Annotated in this window: 14 protein-coding genes; 9 read left to right on the forward strand and 5 right to left on the reverse strand. The window is 56.5% G+C overall.

The window, feature by feature from the left end:
• The first annotated feature begins 215 nt into the window (after window positions 1–215).
• The 6 genes from PXT33_RS06535 to PXT33_RS06560 all read left to right on the forward strand — a co-directional run bounded on the left by PXT33_RS06535 (window position 216) and on the right by PXT33_RS06560 (window position 9,190).
• Entirely contained in the window at window positions 216–1,034 is an 819-nt protein-coding gene (locus PXT33_RS06535) for a MerR family transcriptional regulator (RefSeq protein ID WP_120079433.1), read from the forward strand.
• Window positions 1,035–1,214: 180 nt separating this feature from the next.
• A complete protein-coding gene (locus PXT33_RS06540; RefSeq protein WP_298637965.1) occupies window positions 1,215–3,278 on the forward strand; it encodes an FAD-binding protein in 2,064 nt (687 codons plus the stop codon).
• Between the two features lie 663 nt (window positions 3,279–3,941).
• Window positions 3,942–4,790, forward strand: coding sequence for a PRD domain-containing protein (locus PXT33_RS06545; RefSeq protein WP_120121159.1), 849 nt, complete (start codon window positions 3,942–3,944; stop codon window positions 4,788–4,790).
• Window positions 4,791–4,878: 88 nt separating this feature from the next.
• Window positions 4,879–6,978, forward strand: a complete 2,100-nt coding sequence (locus PXT33_RS06550) for a PTS transporter subunit IIABC (protein WP_298637967.1) — start codon at window positions 4,879–4,881, stop codon at window positions 6,976–6,978.
• A gap of 427 nt (window positions 6,979–7,405) precedes the next feature.
• Window positions 7,406–7,546, forward strand: coding sequence for a hypothetical protein (locus tag PXT33_RS06555; protein WP_332376156.1), 141 nt, complete (start codon window positions 7,406–7,408; stop codon window positions 7,544–7,546).
• A 78-nt stretch (window positions 7,547–7,624) separates the two neighbouring features.
• A complete protein-coding gene (locus PXT33_RS06560) occupies window positions 7,625–9,190 on the forward strand; it encodes a recombinase family protein (RefSeq protein ID WP_332376157.1) in 1,566 nt (521 codons plus the stop codon).
• On the opposite strand, the gene PXT33_RS06565 is transcribed toward PXT33_RS06560, so the two are convergent.
• The 4 genes from PXT33_RS06565 to PXT33_RS06580 all read right to left on the reverse strand — a co-directional run bounded on the left by PXT33_RS06565 (window position 9,187) and on the right by PXT33_RS06580 (window position 11,845).
• Window positions 9,187–9,792 carry a hypothetical protein gene (locus tag PXT33_RS06565; RefSeq protein ID WP_332376158.1) on the reverse strand — a complete coding sequence of 202 codons (606 nt, stop codon included), beginning with the start codon at window positions 9,790–9,792 and terminating at the stop codon, window positions 9,187–9,189. The genes PXT33_RS06560 and PXT33_RS06565 overlap by 4 nt on opposite strands.
• A 128-nt stretch (window positions 9,793–9,920) precedes the next feature.
• Complete coding sequence (locus PXT33_RS06570; protein WP_332376159.1) at window positions 9,921–10,820, reverse strand: TlpA disulfide reductase family protein; 900 nt, start codon at window positions 10,818–10,820, stop codon at window positions 9,921–9,923.
• 4 nt (window positions 10,821–10,824) lie between these two features.
• Entirely contained in the window at window positions 10,825–11,715 is an 891-nt protein-coding gene (locus PXT33_RS06575) for a 4Fe-4S binding protein (RefSeq protein WP_180806616.1), read from the reverse strand.
• Window positions 11,708–11,845 carry a CD1871A family CXXC motif-containing protein gene (locus tag PXT33_RS06580; protein WP_242959926.1) on the reverse strand — a complete coding sequence of 46 codons (138 nt, stop codon included), beginning with the start codon at window positions 11,843–11,845 and terminating at the stop codon, window positions 11,708–11,710. The genes PXT33_RS06575 and PXT33_RS06580 overlap by 8 nt, the downstream gene beginning before the upstream one ends.
• A gap of 157 nt (window positions 11,846–12,002) precedes the next feature.
• Here PXT33_RS06580 and PXT33_RS06585 point away from each other — a divergent pair, with 157 nt between their 5' ends.
• The 3 genes from PXT33_RS06585 (at window position 12,003) to PXT33_RS06595 (ending at window position 14,797) form a co-directional block, all read left to right on the forward strand.
• Entirely contained in the window at window positions 12,003–12,680 is a 678-nt protein-coding gene (locus PXT33_RS06585; protein WP_044953424.1) for a response regulator transcription factor, read from the forward strand.
• A complete protein-coding gene (locus tag PXT33_RS06590) occupies window positions 12,677–13,825 on the forward strand; it encodes a cell wall metabolism sensor histidine kinase WalK (RefSeq protein WP_097781961.1) in 1,149 nt (382 codons plus the stop codon). Before PXT33_RS06585 ends, PXT33_RS06590 begins: the two co-directional genes overlap by 4 nt.
• Before the next feature lie 90 nt (window positions 13,826–13,915).
• Window positions 13,916–14,797, forward strand: a complete 882-nt coding sequence (locus PXT33_RS06595) for an aldose 1-epimerase family protein (protein ID WP_332376161.1) — start codon at window positions 13,916–13,918, stop codon at window positions 14,795–14,797.
• A gap of 186 nt (window positions 14,798–14,983) precedes the next feature.
• Here the strand turns inward: PXT33_RS06595 and proS are convergent, their stop codons facing one another.
• Window positions 14,984–16,423, reverse strand: a complete 1,440-nt coding sequence (proS, locus tag PXT33_RS06600) for a proline--tRNA ligase (protein WP_332376162.1) — start codon at window positions 16,421–16,423, stop codon at window positions 14,984–14,986.
• Window positions 16,424–16,468: the final 45 nt, after the last annotated feature.

The following is a 16,468-nucleotide window of genomic DNA, read 5'->3' on the forward strand; positions in this document are numbered from 1 at the left end:
AGATGTTGGATTTATTCTGTTAAAACTCAGTCCTACTCTCTGCCGGTCACGGCATCCAAGCCAACGCCCTGTTTTTGCTGCCCGGTATTTTCCGGCAGAGAACGGCAAAGTTTTTTTACTTGAAACGGTGCGCGGATACGATATAATAAGGATGGATAGAAAAATAACATTCGAGCAGCTCTAAGGTTCTGCTGCCCGGAAAGGAGCTTACTGTTATGCGCTATACCATCAGTGAGATGGCATCTCTGCTTGGTGTCACAACCCATACTTTGCGCTACTATGAAAAAATGGGCCTGATCCACCCCGAGGTCAACGAGGATACCGGCTATCGTTACTATACAGTCACTGATACCCGGCGGTTCAACCTGTGCAGGGAACTGCGGGCGGCAGAGCTCTCGCTGGAAGAATGCCGGGAGCTGATCGGCGCACCCACGGTGGAGCAGAGCGACGCCATGTTCAACCATCAGATCGCCCAGCTGCGGCGCAGGCAGGTGCTGGACGAACTGGCCATCCGTTTTTTGGAACACAAGCGGGAGCAGTACCGTACACTGGAACAGAATGCCGGGCGCATCTGGGTGCAGAATTTCCCGGAAATGTGGCGACTGACCTTCTCACAGGAAGAAGCAGCAGACCGGGATAAAGAATTGCAGCAGGAAAAGGCTGAATGGCTGGAATGTATGCCTGCGACCCGCTGGGTGAGCCGCCTGCCCCGGCGGGTGATGGAGCAGTTTCGGGTGGGACGCAACGAGTACGACTACGGCCTTATGATTGAGGCCGATGCCGCTCGCAGGCTGGGGCTGAAGCGCACAAAGCATGTGGAGGTGGTGTGCGGCGGAGACTATCTGACTACCATTTGGAAAAAGGATTATCGCGGGTCCTTTGGGTGGGACTCACTGGACGACCTGCATGCGGAGATCGTGCAGCGCGGGTTCCGTGCGGTGGGCGAGACCTTCAGCAGCATCGCTGCTAGCCGGGAGCAGCCCGATGGGAGCATCGTGAATTACCATCTGACGCGGACAAAAATATATACATAAAATTGCAATATCACGAGAATTTGTTATATCAGACAAATTCTTGTGATATTTTTGTCAAAATGGCCCTTGACCTTCGCGCTGCTCTAACGTGTAAGCTTTGTTTATCCAGTAACAAAGTCTGCGGACTTTGCTGCCAAACACGGATCACACGAAGAAAAAGAAAAGGCAAGGAGAACGATTATGAGCGAAAAGATTTCCCGCCGCAACTTCCTGCGCACTGCTACCTTGGGTGCAGCTGCCGCAGGCCTGCTGGCCGGCTGCGGCAACAGCGCAGCTTCTGGCAGCACCGCTGCCAGCACTGCTGCCGGTACCTATACCGCAGGCACCTACAGCGCCACCGCCACCGGCATCAACACCACCACCCCGGTCACCGTGACCATGACCTTCAGCGCCGATGCCATCACCGACGTGCAGATCGACGTGGCAAACGAGACCAAGGGCTACGGTGCCGACATCGCCGACGAGATGGTGAAGAAGATCCTGGACGCACAGTCCAGCGAGGTGGATGGCCACTCCGGTGCCACCATCACCTCCGGTGCCATCAAGAAGGCTGCCGAGAGCTGCATCAACCAGGCCAAGGGCGTGGCCGTGGCCCCCACCGAGGCCAGCAAGGCCGAGACCGTGGTGCCCGACGGCCTGACCACCGAGGAAGTGGAGTCCTCTGTGGTGGAGCTGGGCGACATCACCCCGGACGAGACCAAGGACTTTGACGTGGTCGTTGTGGGTGCCGGTGCAGCCGGTGTGCCCGCAGCAGGCTGGGCAGCCGAGCTGGGCGGCCATGTGGCCCTGCTGCAGAAGCAGAGCATCGTGGTGAGCCAGGGCAACTGCGGCTCCGCCATCATCAAGTCCAAGTCCACCGAGGCCGGCAAGAAGATGTGGGTGCACATGACCAACGGCCTGTGCGACTGGCGCGCCGACACCAGTCTGCTGAACGCCTACGTCGAGAACTCCGAAGAGGCCCTGATGTGGTATCTGAACCGCGCCGGTCTGACCGACCAGACCAAGTACGGCGACGGCAGCCTTGTGGACAGCGTGAAGGATCCCTCCAGCCTGCTGCACAACGACGAGAAGGAGATCTTTGCCTACATGTGCACCAGCCAGGACCTGACCGGTGTGTGGAAGGACCGCATGGACACCTACGACTTCGGCGATGAGCACTGCTACTTCTTTGCACCGTGGATCGGCCCCAAGCCCAAGAACGTGGGCGACGTGCTGGCCACCGTGCTGGAGAATGTGCAGGCCAAGAACTCCAATCTGGAGACCTTCTTCAACACCCCCGCCGTCAAGCTGGTGCACGCCGACGGCAAGGTGACCGGCGTCATCGCCAAGGATGAGAGCGGCAAGTACATCCAGTTCAACGCCTCCAAGGGCGTTATCCTGGCCACCGGCGACTACATGAACAACGAGGCCATGGTCAAGCGCTGGTGCCCGGACGTGGACGGCTACGACAAGAAGCAGTACCAGAAGACCGGCGACGGTCACATCATGGCCATCGACGCAGGCGCCAAGATGGAGAACCTGGGCCACACCAAGATGATGCATGACTTCGACTCCGGCCTGATGTACGAGGAACCCTTCCTGTACGTCAACATGGAGGGCAAGCGCTTCTGCAACGAGGACACCGGCTTTGTCTACATGGGCAACATCACCAAGTATCTGCCCCGCTACAACGGTGCCAACGTGGATGCCAACCACCCGGACGGCTCTCTGGGCTGGTACTGCCAGATCTACGACAGCGACTACATGAGCTACGCCAACAGCCCCGTGCCGGAGCAGGTGATGACCAAGTACATCCCCGGTGCCGTGGAGAACCCGCAGGGCGTGTTCACCAACCTGATCGACACCTATAAGGCCGACACCATCGAGGAGCTGGCTGCTCTGCTGGACGTGCCCGCCGATGAGCTGCAAAAGACCATTGACCGCTACAACGAGCTGTGCGATCAGGGGACCGATGCGGACTTCGGCAAGAAGAGCGCCTACATGCACAAGATCGAGAAGGCTCCCTTCTGGGGCGTGCGCAAGCACATCCGCGTGTCCTCCATCGACAGCGGCGTGAACACCAACGCCAACGGCCAGGCTCTGGACGCTGACGGCAAGGTCATCGACGGCCTGTACTGCGTGGGCAACGTAGGCGGCGTGTTCTACGGCGGCGCGGACTATCCGTTCCACCAGACCGGCCTGTCCCTGGGCCGCTGCTACACCTTCGGCATGCTGGCCGCAAAGCATGCTATGGGCCAGCTGTAATTAAGAAAAAGCTGATTTTGGGGCTGTTGCAAAATAGCATCCCTTTATCGCAAAGCTGATCAATCTGAATATTTTTGTACCGCCCATCCGAAAATATCGTTGATGCGGATAGAGAGCTGTACAGAAGGACGTTCTCAGACCGCAGCATACCCGATAAGCGAATACCGTCGAGGACTCTTCCCATTTTGGGAAGATGTCCTCGGCGGCTTTTTTGTATATAGGGCAGCAATTCTTGACCGTTTTTTTGTGAAGGTGATGAGTTACGAGATGGAGCACAGCTTTCTCCGCAATGATCTCGATTGAAAACAACTGCACATATAAAGCAAAAAAGGAATATTCTTACTTGTCGATTTGCTGTAGAAAATCACCTGAGTTTGGGCAAAATTGATAAAGTGAAAAAGAAACTCGTTCCCATCTTGACACTCCGCAAAGAATATGGTATTGTAATCAAGCATAGAATAAATTTCCATTCAAGTGCTTAATTTGTTCGTGCCTTACAAAAAAGAAAATTGTACGTGAGCAGCGTCGTTGGATTGTTACCGTTTGGCGGGCTAGACCAACTCTGCATAGCACAAGCCGAAAGCGTGTTTCAGCCTTCGGTATGTTTGCTGTGTCGAGGATGGTCTTTTTTTATTGCCTTTTTCAACTTGAGGAGGAGAAACAATGCAATATACCGTCAAAAAACCGATCAACAACAACATTCTGCGCGTGGTGGACCCCACGGGCTGTGAGCTGATCGTCACCGGGCGCGGTTTGGGCTTTGGCGTTAAGCCGGGCTATAAAATCGAGGCTGAAACCGTGGAGCGCAGCTACCGCATGACCAGCCCTGCCGTGCAGCAGAAGTTGGTGGAACTTCTGGAACAGATCCCGTATGAGCATCTGCTGCTCACCGATGAGCTGGTGGCAATGATCCGCAGCCGGGTGAACTACCCGCTGAACGAAAGCCTGCTCATCACGCTGGCCGACCACATCAGCTTTGCCATCCAGCGCAGTGAGCAGGGGATTCGCTTTTCCAACCCGCTGATGGCTCCCATTCGGGAATTCTACCCGGAAGAGTATCGCCTTGGTATGGAGTGCCTTGCCACTATCCGCCAGCGCTGCCATGCAGACCTTTCGGACGACGAGGGCGGCTTCATTGCGCTGCACATCGTCAACGCAGAGCTCAACACCACCATGAGCGTGGTGAACGATGTCACCCGCTTTGTGGATGGCTGCGTGCAGGTGGTGGAATACTTTTACAACTGCCATTTTGACCGGGATGCACTGGATTTCAGCCGCTTTACAGTACATTTGCGCTTTTTTGCGCAACGCGTATTTCAAGGAAAACAGGAGCAGGAAAACGATACCCACGACGAAGTGTTCCGCGCCCTGATCGCCCGCAATTGCAGCGAACACTACAAATGCGCCTGCTGCATTGCGGAGTATGTCCGCAACACCTGGCACAAGGAGCTTTCGGACGAGGAACTGGTGTTCCTTACGATCCATCTGAAACGGATTCGGATGGGGAAGTAAGCTTTCTTGCTTCACCTTTGATTCTCCACAGGTCTTTCCTGTGTGGATATATATGCTGGATACGTACTTGAGAAAAGGAGAACTGAAGATGAAAGACAAGATCTTTGGCGTGCTGCAGCGCGTGGGACGCAGCTTTATGCTGCCCATTGCACTGCTGCCTGTAGCGGGCCTGCTGCTGGGTATCGGCAGCTCGTTCACCAACGAAACCATGCTGGCGGCCTATGGCCTGAACAGCGTCATCCACCCCGGTACCCTGATCTACACCATTCTGGACGTGATGAGCCAGACCGGCAGCGCCGTGTTCAACAATCTGGCGCTGCTGTTCGCCATGGGCGTGGCCATCGGCATGGCCCGCAAGGAAAAAGAGGTGGCCGCCCTGTCCGGTGCAGTGGCTTATATCATTATGAATACAGCCATTCAGGCAATGATCAATGCGGCAGGCGGCGTAGAAGCGATGCCTGCCAACTCCACCACCACCATGCTGGGCATCACCACCCTGCAGATGGGTGTGTTCGGCGGCATCGTGGTCGGTCTGGGCGTGGCGGCGCTGCACAACAAGTTCTATAAGATCGAGCTGCCGCAGGTGCTGGCCTTCTTTGGCGGTACACGCTTTGTGCCCATCATCAGCTCCATCGTGTATCTGGTGGTCGGCATCGCCATGTTCTACATCTGGCCGGTGGTGCAAAGCGGCATTGCTGCGCTGGGCGCACTGGTGCTGGCTTCCGGCTATGCAGGCACCTTTATCTACGGCCTGCTGGAGCGTGCACTGATCCCCTTCGGCCTGCACCATGTGTTTTACATGCCGTTCTGGCAGACCGCTGTGGGCGGCACCGCCATCATCGATGGCGTCACCGTGACCGGCGCACAGAACATCTTCTTTGCCGAGCTGGCTTCCAAGTCCACCACTGTGTTCTCGGTCAGCGCTACCCGTTTCATGGCCGGTAAGTTCCCCTTTATGATGTTCGGTCTGCCCGGCGCGGCGCTGGCGATGTACCAGTGCGCCAAGCCGGAAAAGAAAAAGGCGGCAGGCGGCCTGCTGCTTTCTGCCGCCTTGACGGCTTTCCTCACCGGCATTACCGAGCCGCTGGAATTTACCTTTATCTTTGTGGCACTGCCCATGTACGCGGTGCACTGCGTGCTGGCCGGTCTGTCCTTCATGCTGATGCACATTCTGAATGTGGGTGTGGGCATGACCTTCTCTGGCGGTCTCATCGACCTGGTGCTGTTCGGTGTGATGCAGGGCAACGCCAAGACCCACTGGATCTGGGTGGTCGTGGTCGGTGCGGTGTACTTTGTACTGTACTACATCATTTTCCGCTTTATGATTTCCAAGTTTGACTACAAGACCCCGGGCCGCGACGATGCGGAGGAAGTCAAGCTGTACACCCGTGCGGACGTGAACGCCCGCAGCGCCGCTTCCGGCAGCACCGCCCCCGCAGGGGATGACCCGGTCAGCGCCCTGATCGTAGAAGGTCTGGGCGGCGCCGCTAATCTGTCCGACGTGGACTGCTGCGCCACCCGCCTGCGCTGCACCGTCAAGGACGCTGCGCTGGTCCGGCAGGATGTGCTCAAAGCCTCCGGTGCCTCCGGCGTGATCTGCAAGGGCAACGGTGTGCAGGTGGTATACGGCCCCAAGGTGGCCGTCATCAAGGCAAAGCTGGAAGATTATCTGGAAAATGCACCTAAGACCCCGGCGGCGACCGCAACACCCGCCCCGGCGGCCCCCGCAGCAAAGGATACCGTGCTGTCTGCCTGCCTGAACGGCACTGTAGTGCCGCTGGCCGATGTGAAGGATGAAGCCTTTGCCAGCGGTGCACTGGGGGACGGCATTGCCATTGAGCCCACCGATGGTGAACTGGTGGCACCTGCTGACGGTGAGATCTCCTCCACCTTTGAGACCCACCATGCCGTGGGCATGACCACGGCTGACGGTGCCGAACTGCTGATGCACATCGGCATCGATACGGTCAAGCTGGGTGGCAAGCACTTTACCTACCTCGTCAACGAGGGTGACAAGGTGAAGAAAGGTCAGCCGTTGATCCGCTTTGAACTGGAAGCCATTAAGGCCGAAGGCTATCCCGTGACCACACCGCTCATTGTCTGCAATACTGATGACTATGCCGCTGTCGCGGCTAAAGCCAGTGGTGCCGTAAAGCAGGGCGATGCGCTGCTGGAACTGAAGCACTAAGCGTTTCTCCCAAACTGTAAGGCAGGGTTGTTATAAAGGGGGGCTGTTGCAAAATAGCCCCAACAAAAAAATGAGATAGACTTCCCCCAAAGGGGTTGCCTATCTCATTTTTTGTTGTAAGCTGAAACTGCAATGAACCAACTACAACATGAACAGTATCGCAAAGTTGATCAATCGGAATATCCTTGTTCCGACCATCCGAAAATATCTTTGATGCGGACAGAAAGCTGTGCGGAAGGACGCTCGCAGACAGCAGAACACCCGCTAAACGAATACCTCCGAGGACTCTTCCCATTTGGGAGTCGTCCTCAGAGGCTTTTTTAGTTTATAAGCCATATTGACTGGTTGAAAAGTTCTGAATTTCGCCGACTGGAAATAGACTGAAGTGACACATATCACAATCAAGTGAACCGAAAAGGGGGATTCGATGGAAAAAACTCCTTTTATTCTGCACGAAAAATTTCGTTCGGACAACAACGAACAGCGCAAAGAACATTTTCAAAAGAAATTTGAACGATATATCGTCGATGAACTGTCCAATACCGCTCTTTCAAAATCCTGCGCCTGATTTGGCATCCTTGAATTTGAGGGGAGAATGCGGTATGTTTCGCATGGACGATTGTGCACAAAAAGAAAGGTGCAAATCATGAAAGCGGCAATTTATTGCCGCCTGAGCAAAGAAGATGAATATAAAATTGGCGAATCGGAAAGTATTCAGAACCAGAAATCGATGCTGATTCAGTACGCCATTGAGAAAGGATTTGATATTTACCAGATTTATTCGGATGAGGATTATTCCGGCATCGATCGGAACCGTCCGGCTTTCAATTCGATGATACAAGCTGCAAGCGAACATAAATTTGATGTGGTGCTGGCCAAGACGCAATCCCGTTTTACCCGCGATATGGAACTCGTGGAAAAATACCTGCACGGAAAGTTTATTGAGTGGGGCATTCGGTTCATTGCTGTCGTTGACCATGTGGACACAAACGATACTGCGAATAAAAAATCTCGTCAGATCAATGGCCTGATCAACGAGTGGTATCTGGAAGACTTGTCTACCAATGTCCGCTCGGTGCTTGACCACAAGAGGAAAGAGGGTTTGTTCATCGGCTCTTTTGCGCGGTATGGGTATTGCAAAGACCCGAATGCAAAAGGAAAACTTATCATTGATCCGGAAGCTGCCGAAGTGGTAAGGCGGATTTTCTCTATGGCTCTTAGTGGAATCGGTGCGCATAAGATTGCACGGATTCTGAATGATGAGAAAGTTCCAAGCCCAACTGCTTATAAACAGCAGCATGGCATCCATTACCATATTGCAGCGAAAAATCCCAATGCAGACCTTTGGAGTAGCCCCACGGTATACCAGATGCTGCACAATCAGCTTTATGTCGGAGATATGGTGCAGGGGCGGCATAAAAAGGTGAGTTATAAGTCCGAAAAGACGATTTGGCTTCCCCAGTCGCAGTGGATCGTTGTAGAAAACACCCATGAAGCCATCATTGACCGGGGGACGTTTGAAACAGTTCAGATGATGCTGAAAGAACGTACCCGGAGTGGTGGAAAAGGAACGATTCATCCGCTGGCGAAAAAAGTGGTTTGCGGATGCTGCGGCAGCTACATGGAACAAACTGGCCGTCAGCCAAAGGCGGATGGGACTCAAAGACGCTATGTTCGCTGCCGGATGCACCAGCGCGCACCGGAAGTGTGTGGCAACAAGACCTGTACAGATATGAACGCATTGGAGAATGCTGTGCTGGAACGTATCCGGGCGTATGTGACAGATTATTTTGACCCTGAAAAAGTTACCCTTCCAGAACAGGATGACCCAATCCAGCAGCGAGAGCATGCAAAGCGTGACGAGCTGAAACGGTTGAAAAGCGAAGTAGACCGGCGGCGCAAAGCTATGCAGGAACTGTATCTGGATAAGGTGTCTGGTCTGATTGATACCGTCCAGTTTTCTGAAATGAACCAGACTTTTCTGGAAGATGTAAAAAACGCAGAAACGCGAATCAATATTTTGGAAGCGGAATTGGAACAACAGCAGGAAGAAACCAGCGTGGTTCAGACGCAGATGCAGCGTGTGCGGGAACTGGCACAGGTTTCCCATCTGACCCGTGAACTTGCTGTACTGCTGGTTCATCGTGTCGTTGTCGGAACGAAAGACCCACTCACCGGAGAGCAAAAAATCACGATTGAATGGAATTTCTAAGTGGTAGAGCAGTTTGATGGCCCCGTTGGGTTATTTTCGTCAGCCCAGGTAGGGTAGACTTCGCTGGATGCAACATTGGCGATATAATCCCGGAAGGAGACAGTCACATTGCGGGCGGATGCCGCAGGCTTGCCCAGATGCACCGTGATGTTTTTGGGAATGATGACTCTGTCCAGCACCCGGGGCACGCAGTTCTCCATGGGGTCCGGGCCGCTGCCGCCGTCGCCGGTGAACAGTGAATGCTCCGGGATGACTATGGGCGGGTTTACCACGTCGCGATCCTCTTCGGTCTCAGGGATCATCTCCGGCTGGGCCAGTGTGACCTGCCCGGCGAAGATCTGCACACCCTGAATGCGCACGGTGCGGAAGCCTGCCTTTGCGGCAGTCAGGTCCACAACGGCATAGGGCCGGATGGTGTTGTCCTCCTGCAGGGACAGCGCACAGGAGGGGGCTTCAATGGAGAGGTCGGCAGCGGTGCCGGTCTCGTCGGTGATACGCTGAGCGGTAAAGCCGTTGCCGGACACGGTGACGAGAACACCCTCGATGGGCGAGGACTGACGGGCACCGAAAGCCTGAATGCGTAGAATGCCGGTGTTTTTCATAGGCGGATGCTCCTTTGCTGTGAGAATGGAATGCTTCTCTCACAGCGTATTCCGCTGCGCCGCCGGACGTGCATGGCAATGCACACCGCAAATAAAAAAGCCGCCCGAAGGCGGCAGGGGAGAAAGGTTTATTTGGCGCTGTCCTTGGCAAGGGCGGCGTCGATATTTTTTTGCAGAGCGGCAAGGTTTTCTTCCTTGTCGATGCCGCCAAGCAGGGGCTGCCCCACAACGTTGCCGTCCCGGTCAAAAACGTAAGTGGTGGGGAAGGCCATGATGTTCAGTGCAAACTTGCCGGCCTCACTGCCGGAGGCAAAGTAGATGTTGCGGTAGCTTGCGCCCGTTGTCTCCAGCAGTTTTTTGGCGGCATCAATGCCCTGCTGGTTGCCGTCCAGCGTCTCGGTGTTGATGCCGATGACCTCACCGCCCTGTGCCTTGACCTTCTCGTTCAGGGCGTTCAGGTCGTCCAACTCCTCCACGCAGGGCTTGCAGCCGTTGAACCAGAAATTCACCACCGTAAAGGCGTTGCCCGCAAACAGGCTGTTGTCCACCGGGTTGCCCTCTAAATCGCTGCCCTCAAACTTGGGGAAGGCGGTGCCCTGTGCGGCGGCACTGGAAGCGGCATCCTCTGCGGGGGCAAGAGCGGCGATCTGCTCCTCGATGGCACGAATCTTTTCGGCATCTGCGGTCAGGGTCTTGTACTCCTCGTCCGAGAACTGATCTTTGGCCTTTTCCACAGCGCTGAGCAGAAAATCGCCGTAGTTGGCGCTGATCGTGGTTTCGGTCACGTTTTTGTCCATGGATGAGAACACTTTCTCCCACAGAGCATCGTTTGCAGAAAGGATCTCGTTTTCCTCGGCCAGCAGCTGCTCCTCGGTTTTGCTTTCTGCTGCCGCAGAGGAAGCGGCAGAAGAGGATGCAGAAGATGCAGAAGATGCAGAAGATGCAGAAGATGCGCCCTGCCCGCAGGCGGCAAGGCTGAAAGCCAGCACAAGGCTGAGAAAAAGTGCGGCGATACGATGGATCTTCATGGTTTTACTCCTTTGTTGTTTCGGTATTTGATTGGTCCCCCAGCCCGAACTTGTACTGAATGGCGTCCGTGGGGCAGGCTTTCATGCACATCCCGCAGCGGATGCATTCGGCGTGGTTGGGGGTCTTGGTAATGTCTACGTCCATCTTGCAAGCCTTTGCACAGGCTCCGCAGGAGACGCATTTGTGGGTGTCTACGCGCATCTGGAACAGCGAGACCTTGTTCAGCAGCGCATAGAACGCGCCCAGCGGGCACAGCCACTTGCAGAAGGGGCGGTAGAACACCACGCTGCCCACGATGACCGCCAGCAGGATGCAGGCCTTCCATGTGAACAGCTTGCCCAGCGCAGCGCGGATGCCCGCATTGGTCAGGGAGAGGGGAATGGCACCCTCCAGCACGCCCTGCGGGCAGAGATACTTGCAGAAGAAGGGGTCGCCCATGCCCAGCTCATTGACCGCCAGCAAAGGCAGCAACACCACCATGACCAGCAGCACCGCATACTTTAAATAGCGCAGCGGCTTCAGCTTTTTGGTGGAAAGCTTGGGGGATGGGATCTTGTGCAAAAGCTCCTGAAACCACCCGAATGGGCAGAGGAAACCGCAGATGAACCGCCCCAGCAGCACTCCAAAGAGGATGAGGATGCCGGTAATGTAGTAGGAAAAGCGGAACTTGGAAGAGCCCACCACCGCCTGGAATGCTCCCACCGGACAGGCACCGGCCGCGCCCGGGCAGGAATAGCAGTTCAGCCCCGGCACGCAGACGTATTTTCCGCCGCCCTGATACAGCGCTCCTTTTGCAAAATTGGGTAGGTGGAGATTGGTCAGCAGGGTAGCCCCGGCTTGTATAAAGCCCCGGAAGCGGGCAAGGGGAGAAAGCTTTTTCTTTTTCCTATCCAATGCCCACACACTCCATACACAGCCGGATGGCTTTTGACAATACGGTGTCTGCCTCGCCCCGCCATAAGCCGAACAGCAGCATCAGAACCCCGGCGGCAAGCAAAAGCAGCTGCGCCTGTTTTTTTGTCATGAACATCATAGCCTCCTGTTGTTTGATGGCATCAGTATACACCATGCGTGATAAAATCTCTGCTAAGAAAATCTTAACACGAATCTTAACACCGTCTGCTATAATCTGTTATAATGAAGAAAAAACGCAATTTTTATGGGAAAGGTGGAAAACAAAGATGCGCCTTTTGGTGGTAGAGGACGAGCACTCCCTGCGGGAGGATATTGCCCGAAAGCTGCGGCTGTCCGGGTACGAGGTGGATGCCTGTGCAGACGGCGAGGCCGCGCTGGAGGCACTGGCAGCAGAGCGGTACGACCTTGTACTGCTGGACCTCAACCTGCCCAAGGTGGACGGAATGCAGGTGCTGCGCACTCTGCGCCGGCACGACCTTGAGACCTGTGTGCTGATCTTGTCGGCACGCAGTGAAATCGCAGATAAAGTGGAGGGGCTGGATGCCGGGGCGAACGATTACCTTTCCAAGCCCTTTCACCTTGCAGAGCTGGAAGCCCGGGTGCGCAGCCTGACCCGGCGCAAATTTATTCAGCAAGACGTCTGTCTGTGCTGCGGACGGCTGAGCTTCAACACCCGTAGCCGCGTTGCTGCTGTGGACGGTCAGACCCTTGCTTTGACGCGGAAGGAGAGCGGCGTACTGGAATATCTGCTGCTGCATCAGGGACGCCCGGTCAGTCAGGAAGAACTCATCGAGCACGTCTGGGATGGCAGTGTAGACAGCTTCAGCAACTCCATCCGGGTGCATATCTCTGCCCTGCGCAAAAAGCTGCGGGCGGCGCTGGGCTACGACCCCATCCGCAACCGCATCGGGGAAGGCTACGAGATCGGAGGCGAGGTACAATGAAACATTTGTCCCTGCAATGGCGCATCACCCTGCTGACCGCGCTGCTCATCGCCTGCGCCTGCGTGTGCATGAACCTGCTTTTATACCGCACCGGCGTTACCGGCATGGATGCCCTCAACGGCTTTATGATGCAGTACCAGCCCGGCAGTGCGGATCCGTTGACCATCGAGATCCCGCAGGAGGAAATGTCCAGTCTGCTGGCGCATTTTTCGCAGGAAGTCTACGATGCAAAGGTGGTCTTTGGCCGCAAGGGCTGGTGCATCACCGTCGTGGTCACCATCGTCAGCGCTGCCATTGCTTATTTTGTCAGCGGCAGAGCGCTGAAACCGTTACAGCAGCTTGCGCAGCAGGCGCAGCAGGTCGATCAGGACAGCATCGCCACCACCCGTCTGGACGAAAACACTGTGCAGGAATTCGGGCAGTTGAGCCGGTCGGTGAACCGGATGCTGGATGGTCTGGCGCAGTCCTTTGAGTTGCAGCGGCAGTTTGCGGGCAATGCCGCCCACGAGCTGCGCACCCCGCTGGCTATTTTGCAGACGAAGCTGGAACTGTTTGCAGAGGAGCACCCGGCCATGGACGCCGAAACTGCCGGGCTGATCCGCTCTCTGCGGGAGCAGCTGGACCGCCTGACCGCTCTTGTGCGCACTTTATTAGAGATGAGCAATCTGCAATCAGTCTCCCGCACCGACCAGATCGCCCTTGCGCCGCTGGTGGAGGAGATCCTGACCGACCTGACCCCCCTTGCCCAGAAAAACAATATCTCTTTGCAGCAGGACTGCGAGGAACTTGGCATGGTGGGCAGCGATGCGCTGATCTACCGGCTGGTGTTCAATCTGGTGGAAAACGGCATCAAGTATAACCGCCCCGGCGGTGCGGTGCGCGTCACCCTGCAACAGGAAAAGCAGACCGCTGTACTGCGCGTTGCAGATACCGGCCCGGGTATCCCCGCAGACTGCCGGGAGAGCATCTTCCAGCCCTTTTTCCGGGTGGATAAGTCCCGCAGCCGGGAGATGGGCGGCGTTGGGCTTGGCCTTGCCCTTGTGCGGGAGATCGCCGTGCTGCATGGCGGCAGTGTGACCGTGGAACGCAGCAGCGAAAACGGCACTACCTTTGCAGTCACCCTGCCGCTGGCACAGCCCTGCTGAAACTGGGCGGGACTTTATTTTTGGCACACGGGGGAGTATACTGGAAGCAGAAGACCCCGGAAAATAAGAAGGACAAAGGAGATACTGAAAATGCAGGCAACCATTCACAACGAATTTCTGACCCTGACCGTGGACACCCACGGTGCAGAGGCTGTCAGCCTGAAGAACGCCGCAGGCGAAGAGCTGCTTTGGCAGGCCGACCCGGCTGTGTGGAAGCGCCACGCACCCATTCTGTTCCCGTGGACGGGCAAGCTGCCCGGCGGTACCTTTGAGGTGGACGGCAAAACGTACAAGGGCGGTCAGCACGGCTTTGCCCGCGATGTGGAGCACACCCTGCTCAAGGCCGAGGGCGATACCATCCAGTTGGAGCTGCGCTCGGATGACGCCATCAAAGCCGAACGCTTCCCCTTCGACTTTGTGCTCACCAGCACCTTCCGTCTGGACGGCAAGACCGTGCACCATACGCTGACGGTGCGCAACCCCGGCACCGAAGAGCTGCGCTTTGGCATCGGCTATCACCCGGCGTTCAACATCCCCTTTGATGCACAGCACACCACCACGGATTACGAGTTCCGGTTCGACCAGCCGGAAAGCCCGGTCATTCTGGATGCCCGTCCGAACGGCCTGCTGTCTGGCAAGTGCTATTATCAGTGGAAGAACCAGCAGGCCATCCAGCTGACGGATGATCTGTTCGCAAACGACAGCTTCTGCATGGCGGGCCTGCGCACCAAGACCATTGGCATCTATGAGAAGGGCACCGGCCGCAAGATCACCTGCAATGTGGAAGGCTACCCCTACGCGCTCATCTGGTCGGCCCCTGCAAAGCCGGTGCGGTTTGTGTGCATTGAGCCGTGGCACAGCCTGCCCGCCGCCGAGACTGACCCGCAGCAGTGGAGCCAGCGTGCAGCCGCCGCCTGCCTTGCCCCGGGTGAATGCTGGGAGACCACGTTGAGCACCACATTTGAGCGGTAAAACTCCCTCAGTCTCGTTTCGCTCGCCAGCTCCCTCAGAGAGGAAGCCTGTCTGCGCGGTCAAGCCTCCCTCGTTGAGGGCGGTGGCATCGCGCCGGCGATGACGGAAGGAATTCTGCAAACAAGAAAAAGCTCCCGGAACATCGAAATGCTCCGGGAGCTTTTATGCTGTTATCAAAAGAAAAGCTTAGTACGCCACGCCCCAGTAGACCATGGTCTTGGCGGGCTTGCCGCAGCAGGGGCATACATCGCTCAGGTGTTCCTGCTCAAACGGCATGCAGCGGCTGGACAGGCCGACTTCTTCCTTCATCTTCATCTCGCAGGCAAGGTCGCCACACCACATGGTCTTGATGTAGCCGGTGTTTGCCTTGGCCAGCTCCTTCACCTGGTCCATGGTGGTGGCAGCCCAGGTGCGCTTCTCGCGGTTGGCAAGAGCACGCTCGTACAGGTCCTTGCGCAGGGCTTCCAGCTGTGCGGGGATCGCAGTCTCCAGCTCGTCCAGGGAGACGAAGACTTTTTCGCGGGTATCGCGGCGCACCAGCACGCACTGGTTCTTTTCCAGATCCTTGGGGCCGATCTCCAGACGCAGAGGCACGCCCTTCATCTCCCACTGGGAGAACTTCCAGCCCGGGGCATTGTCGCTGTCGTCCAGCTTCACGCGGGCATACTTGCTGATCTTCTCGGCCAGCTCGGCAGCCTTCTCGGAAACACCGGGCTTGTGGGCTGCGATGGGCACTACGACCACCTGAATGGGGGCCACTGCCGGGGGCAGGATCAGGCCGTCGTCGTCGCCGTGGGTCATGATGATAGCGCCCACCAGACGGGTGGAAACGCCCCAGCTGGTCTGGAACGGATGATGCAGCTGGTTGTCGCGGCCGGTAAAGGTCACGTCATAAGCCTTGCTGAACTTATCGCCAAAGTAGTGGCTGGTGCCGCTCTGCAGGGCCTTGCCGTCCTTCATCATGGCCTCGATGGTATAGGTAGCCTCGGCACCGGCAAACTTTTCCTTGTCGGTCTTGCGGCCTTTCACCACGGGGATGGCCAGATCCTGCTCGCAGACATCTGCGTAGCAGTTCAGCTGCTGCTGGGTCTCAGCCTCAGCCTCGGCGGCAGTCTCGTGGATGGTGTGGCCTTCCTGCCACCAGAACTCGCGGCTGCGCAGGAAGGGGCGGGTGGTCTTTTCCCAGCGGACAACGCTGCACCACTGGTTGTACTTCATGGGAAGCTCACGGTAGCTGTGCAGCACGCGGGACCAGTGGTCGCAGAACATGGTCTCGCTGGTGGGACGCACGGCCAGACGCTCTTCCAGCTTGTCGGAACCGCCCATCGTGACCCACGCCACCTCCGGCGCGAAGCCATTGACCAGTTCGCCTTCCTTCTGCAGCAGGCTTTCCGGGATCAGCACGGGCATTGCCACGTTCTCATGGCCGGTGGCCTTGAAGCGGGCATCCATGTCCTTCTGGATCAGCTCCCAGATGGCCTGACCGTAGGGGCGCAGGATGATGAAACCCTTCACGCTGGAGTACTCCACCAGCTCTGCCTTCACGCAGATATCGGTGTACCACTGTGCGAAGTTCTCTTCCTGGCTGGTGATCGCCTGTACGAGCTTCTTTGAATCTTTTGCCATTTTTGCTTTTTCCTCCTAAGGCCGTGCGCCAAACGGCTTGCGTTC

Origin of the sequence: Faecalibacterium taiwanense (genome assembly GCF_036632915.2) — a bacterium.
In the GTDB taxonomy this organism is placed as follows: Bacteria; Bacillota; Clostridia; order Oscillospirales; family Ruminococcaceae; genus Faecalibacterium; species Faecalibacterium taiwanense.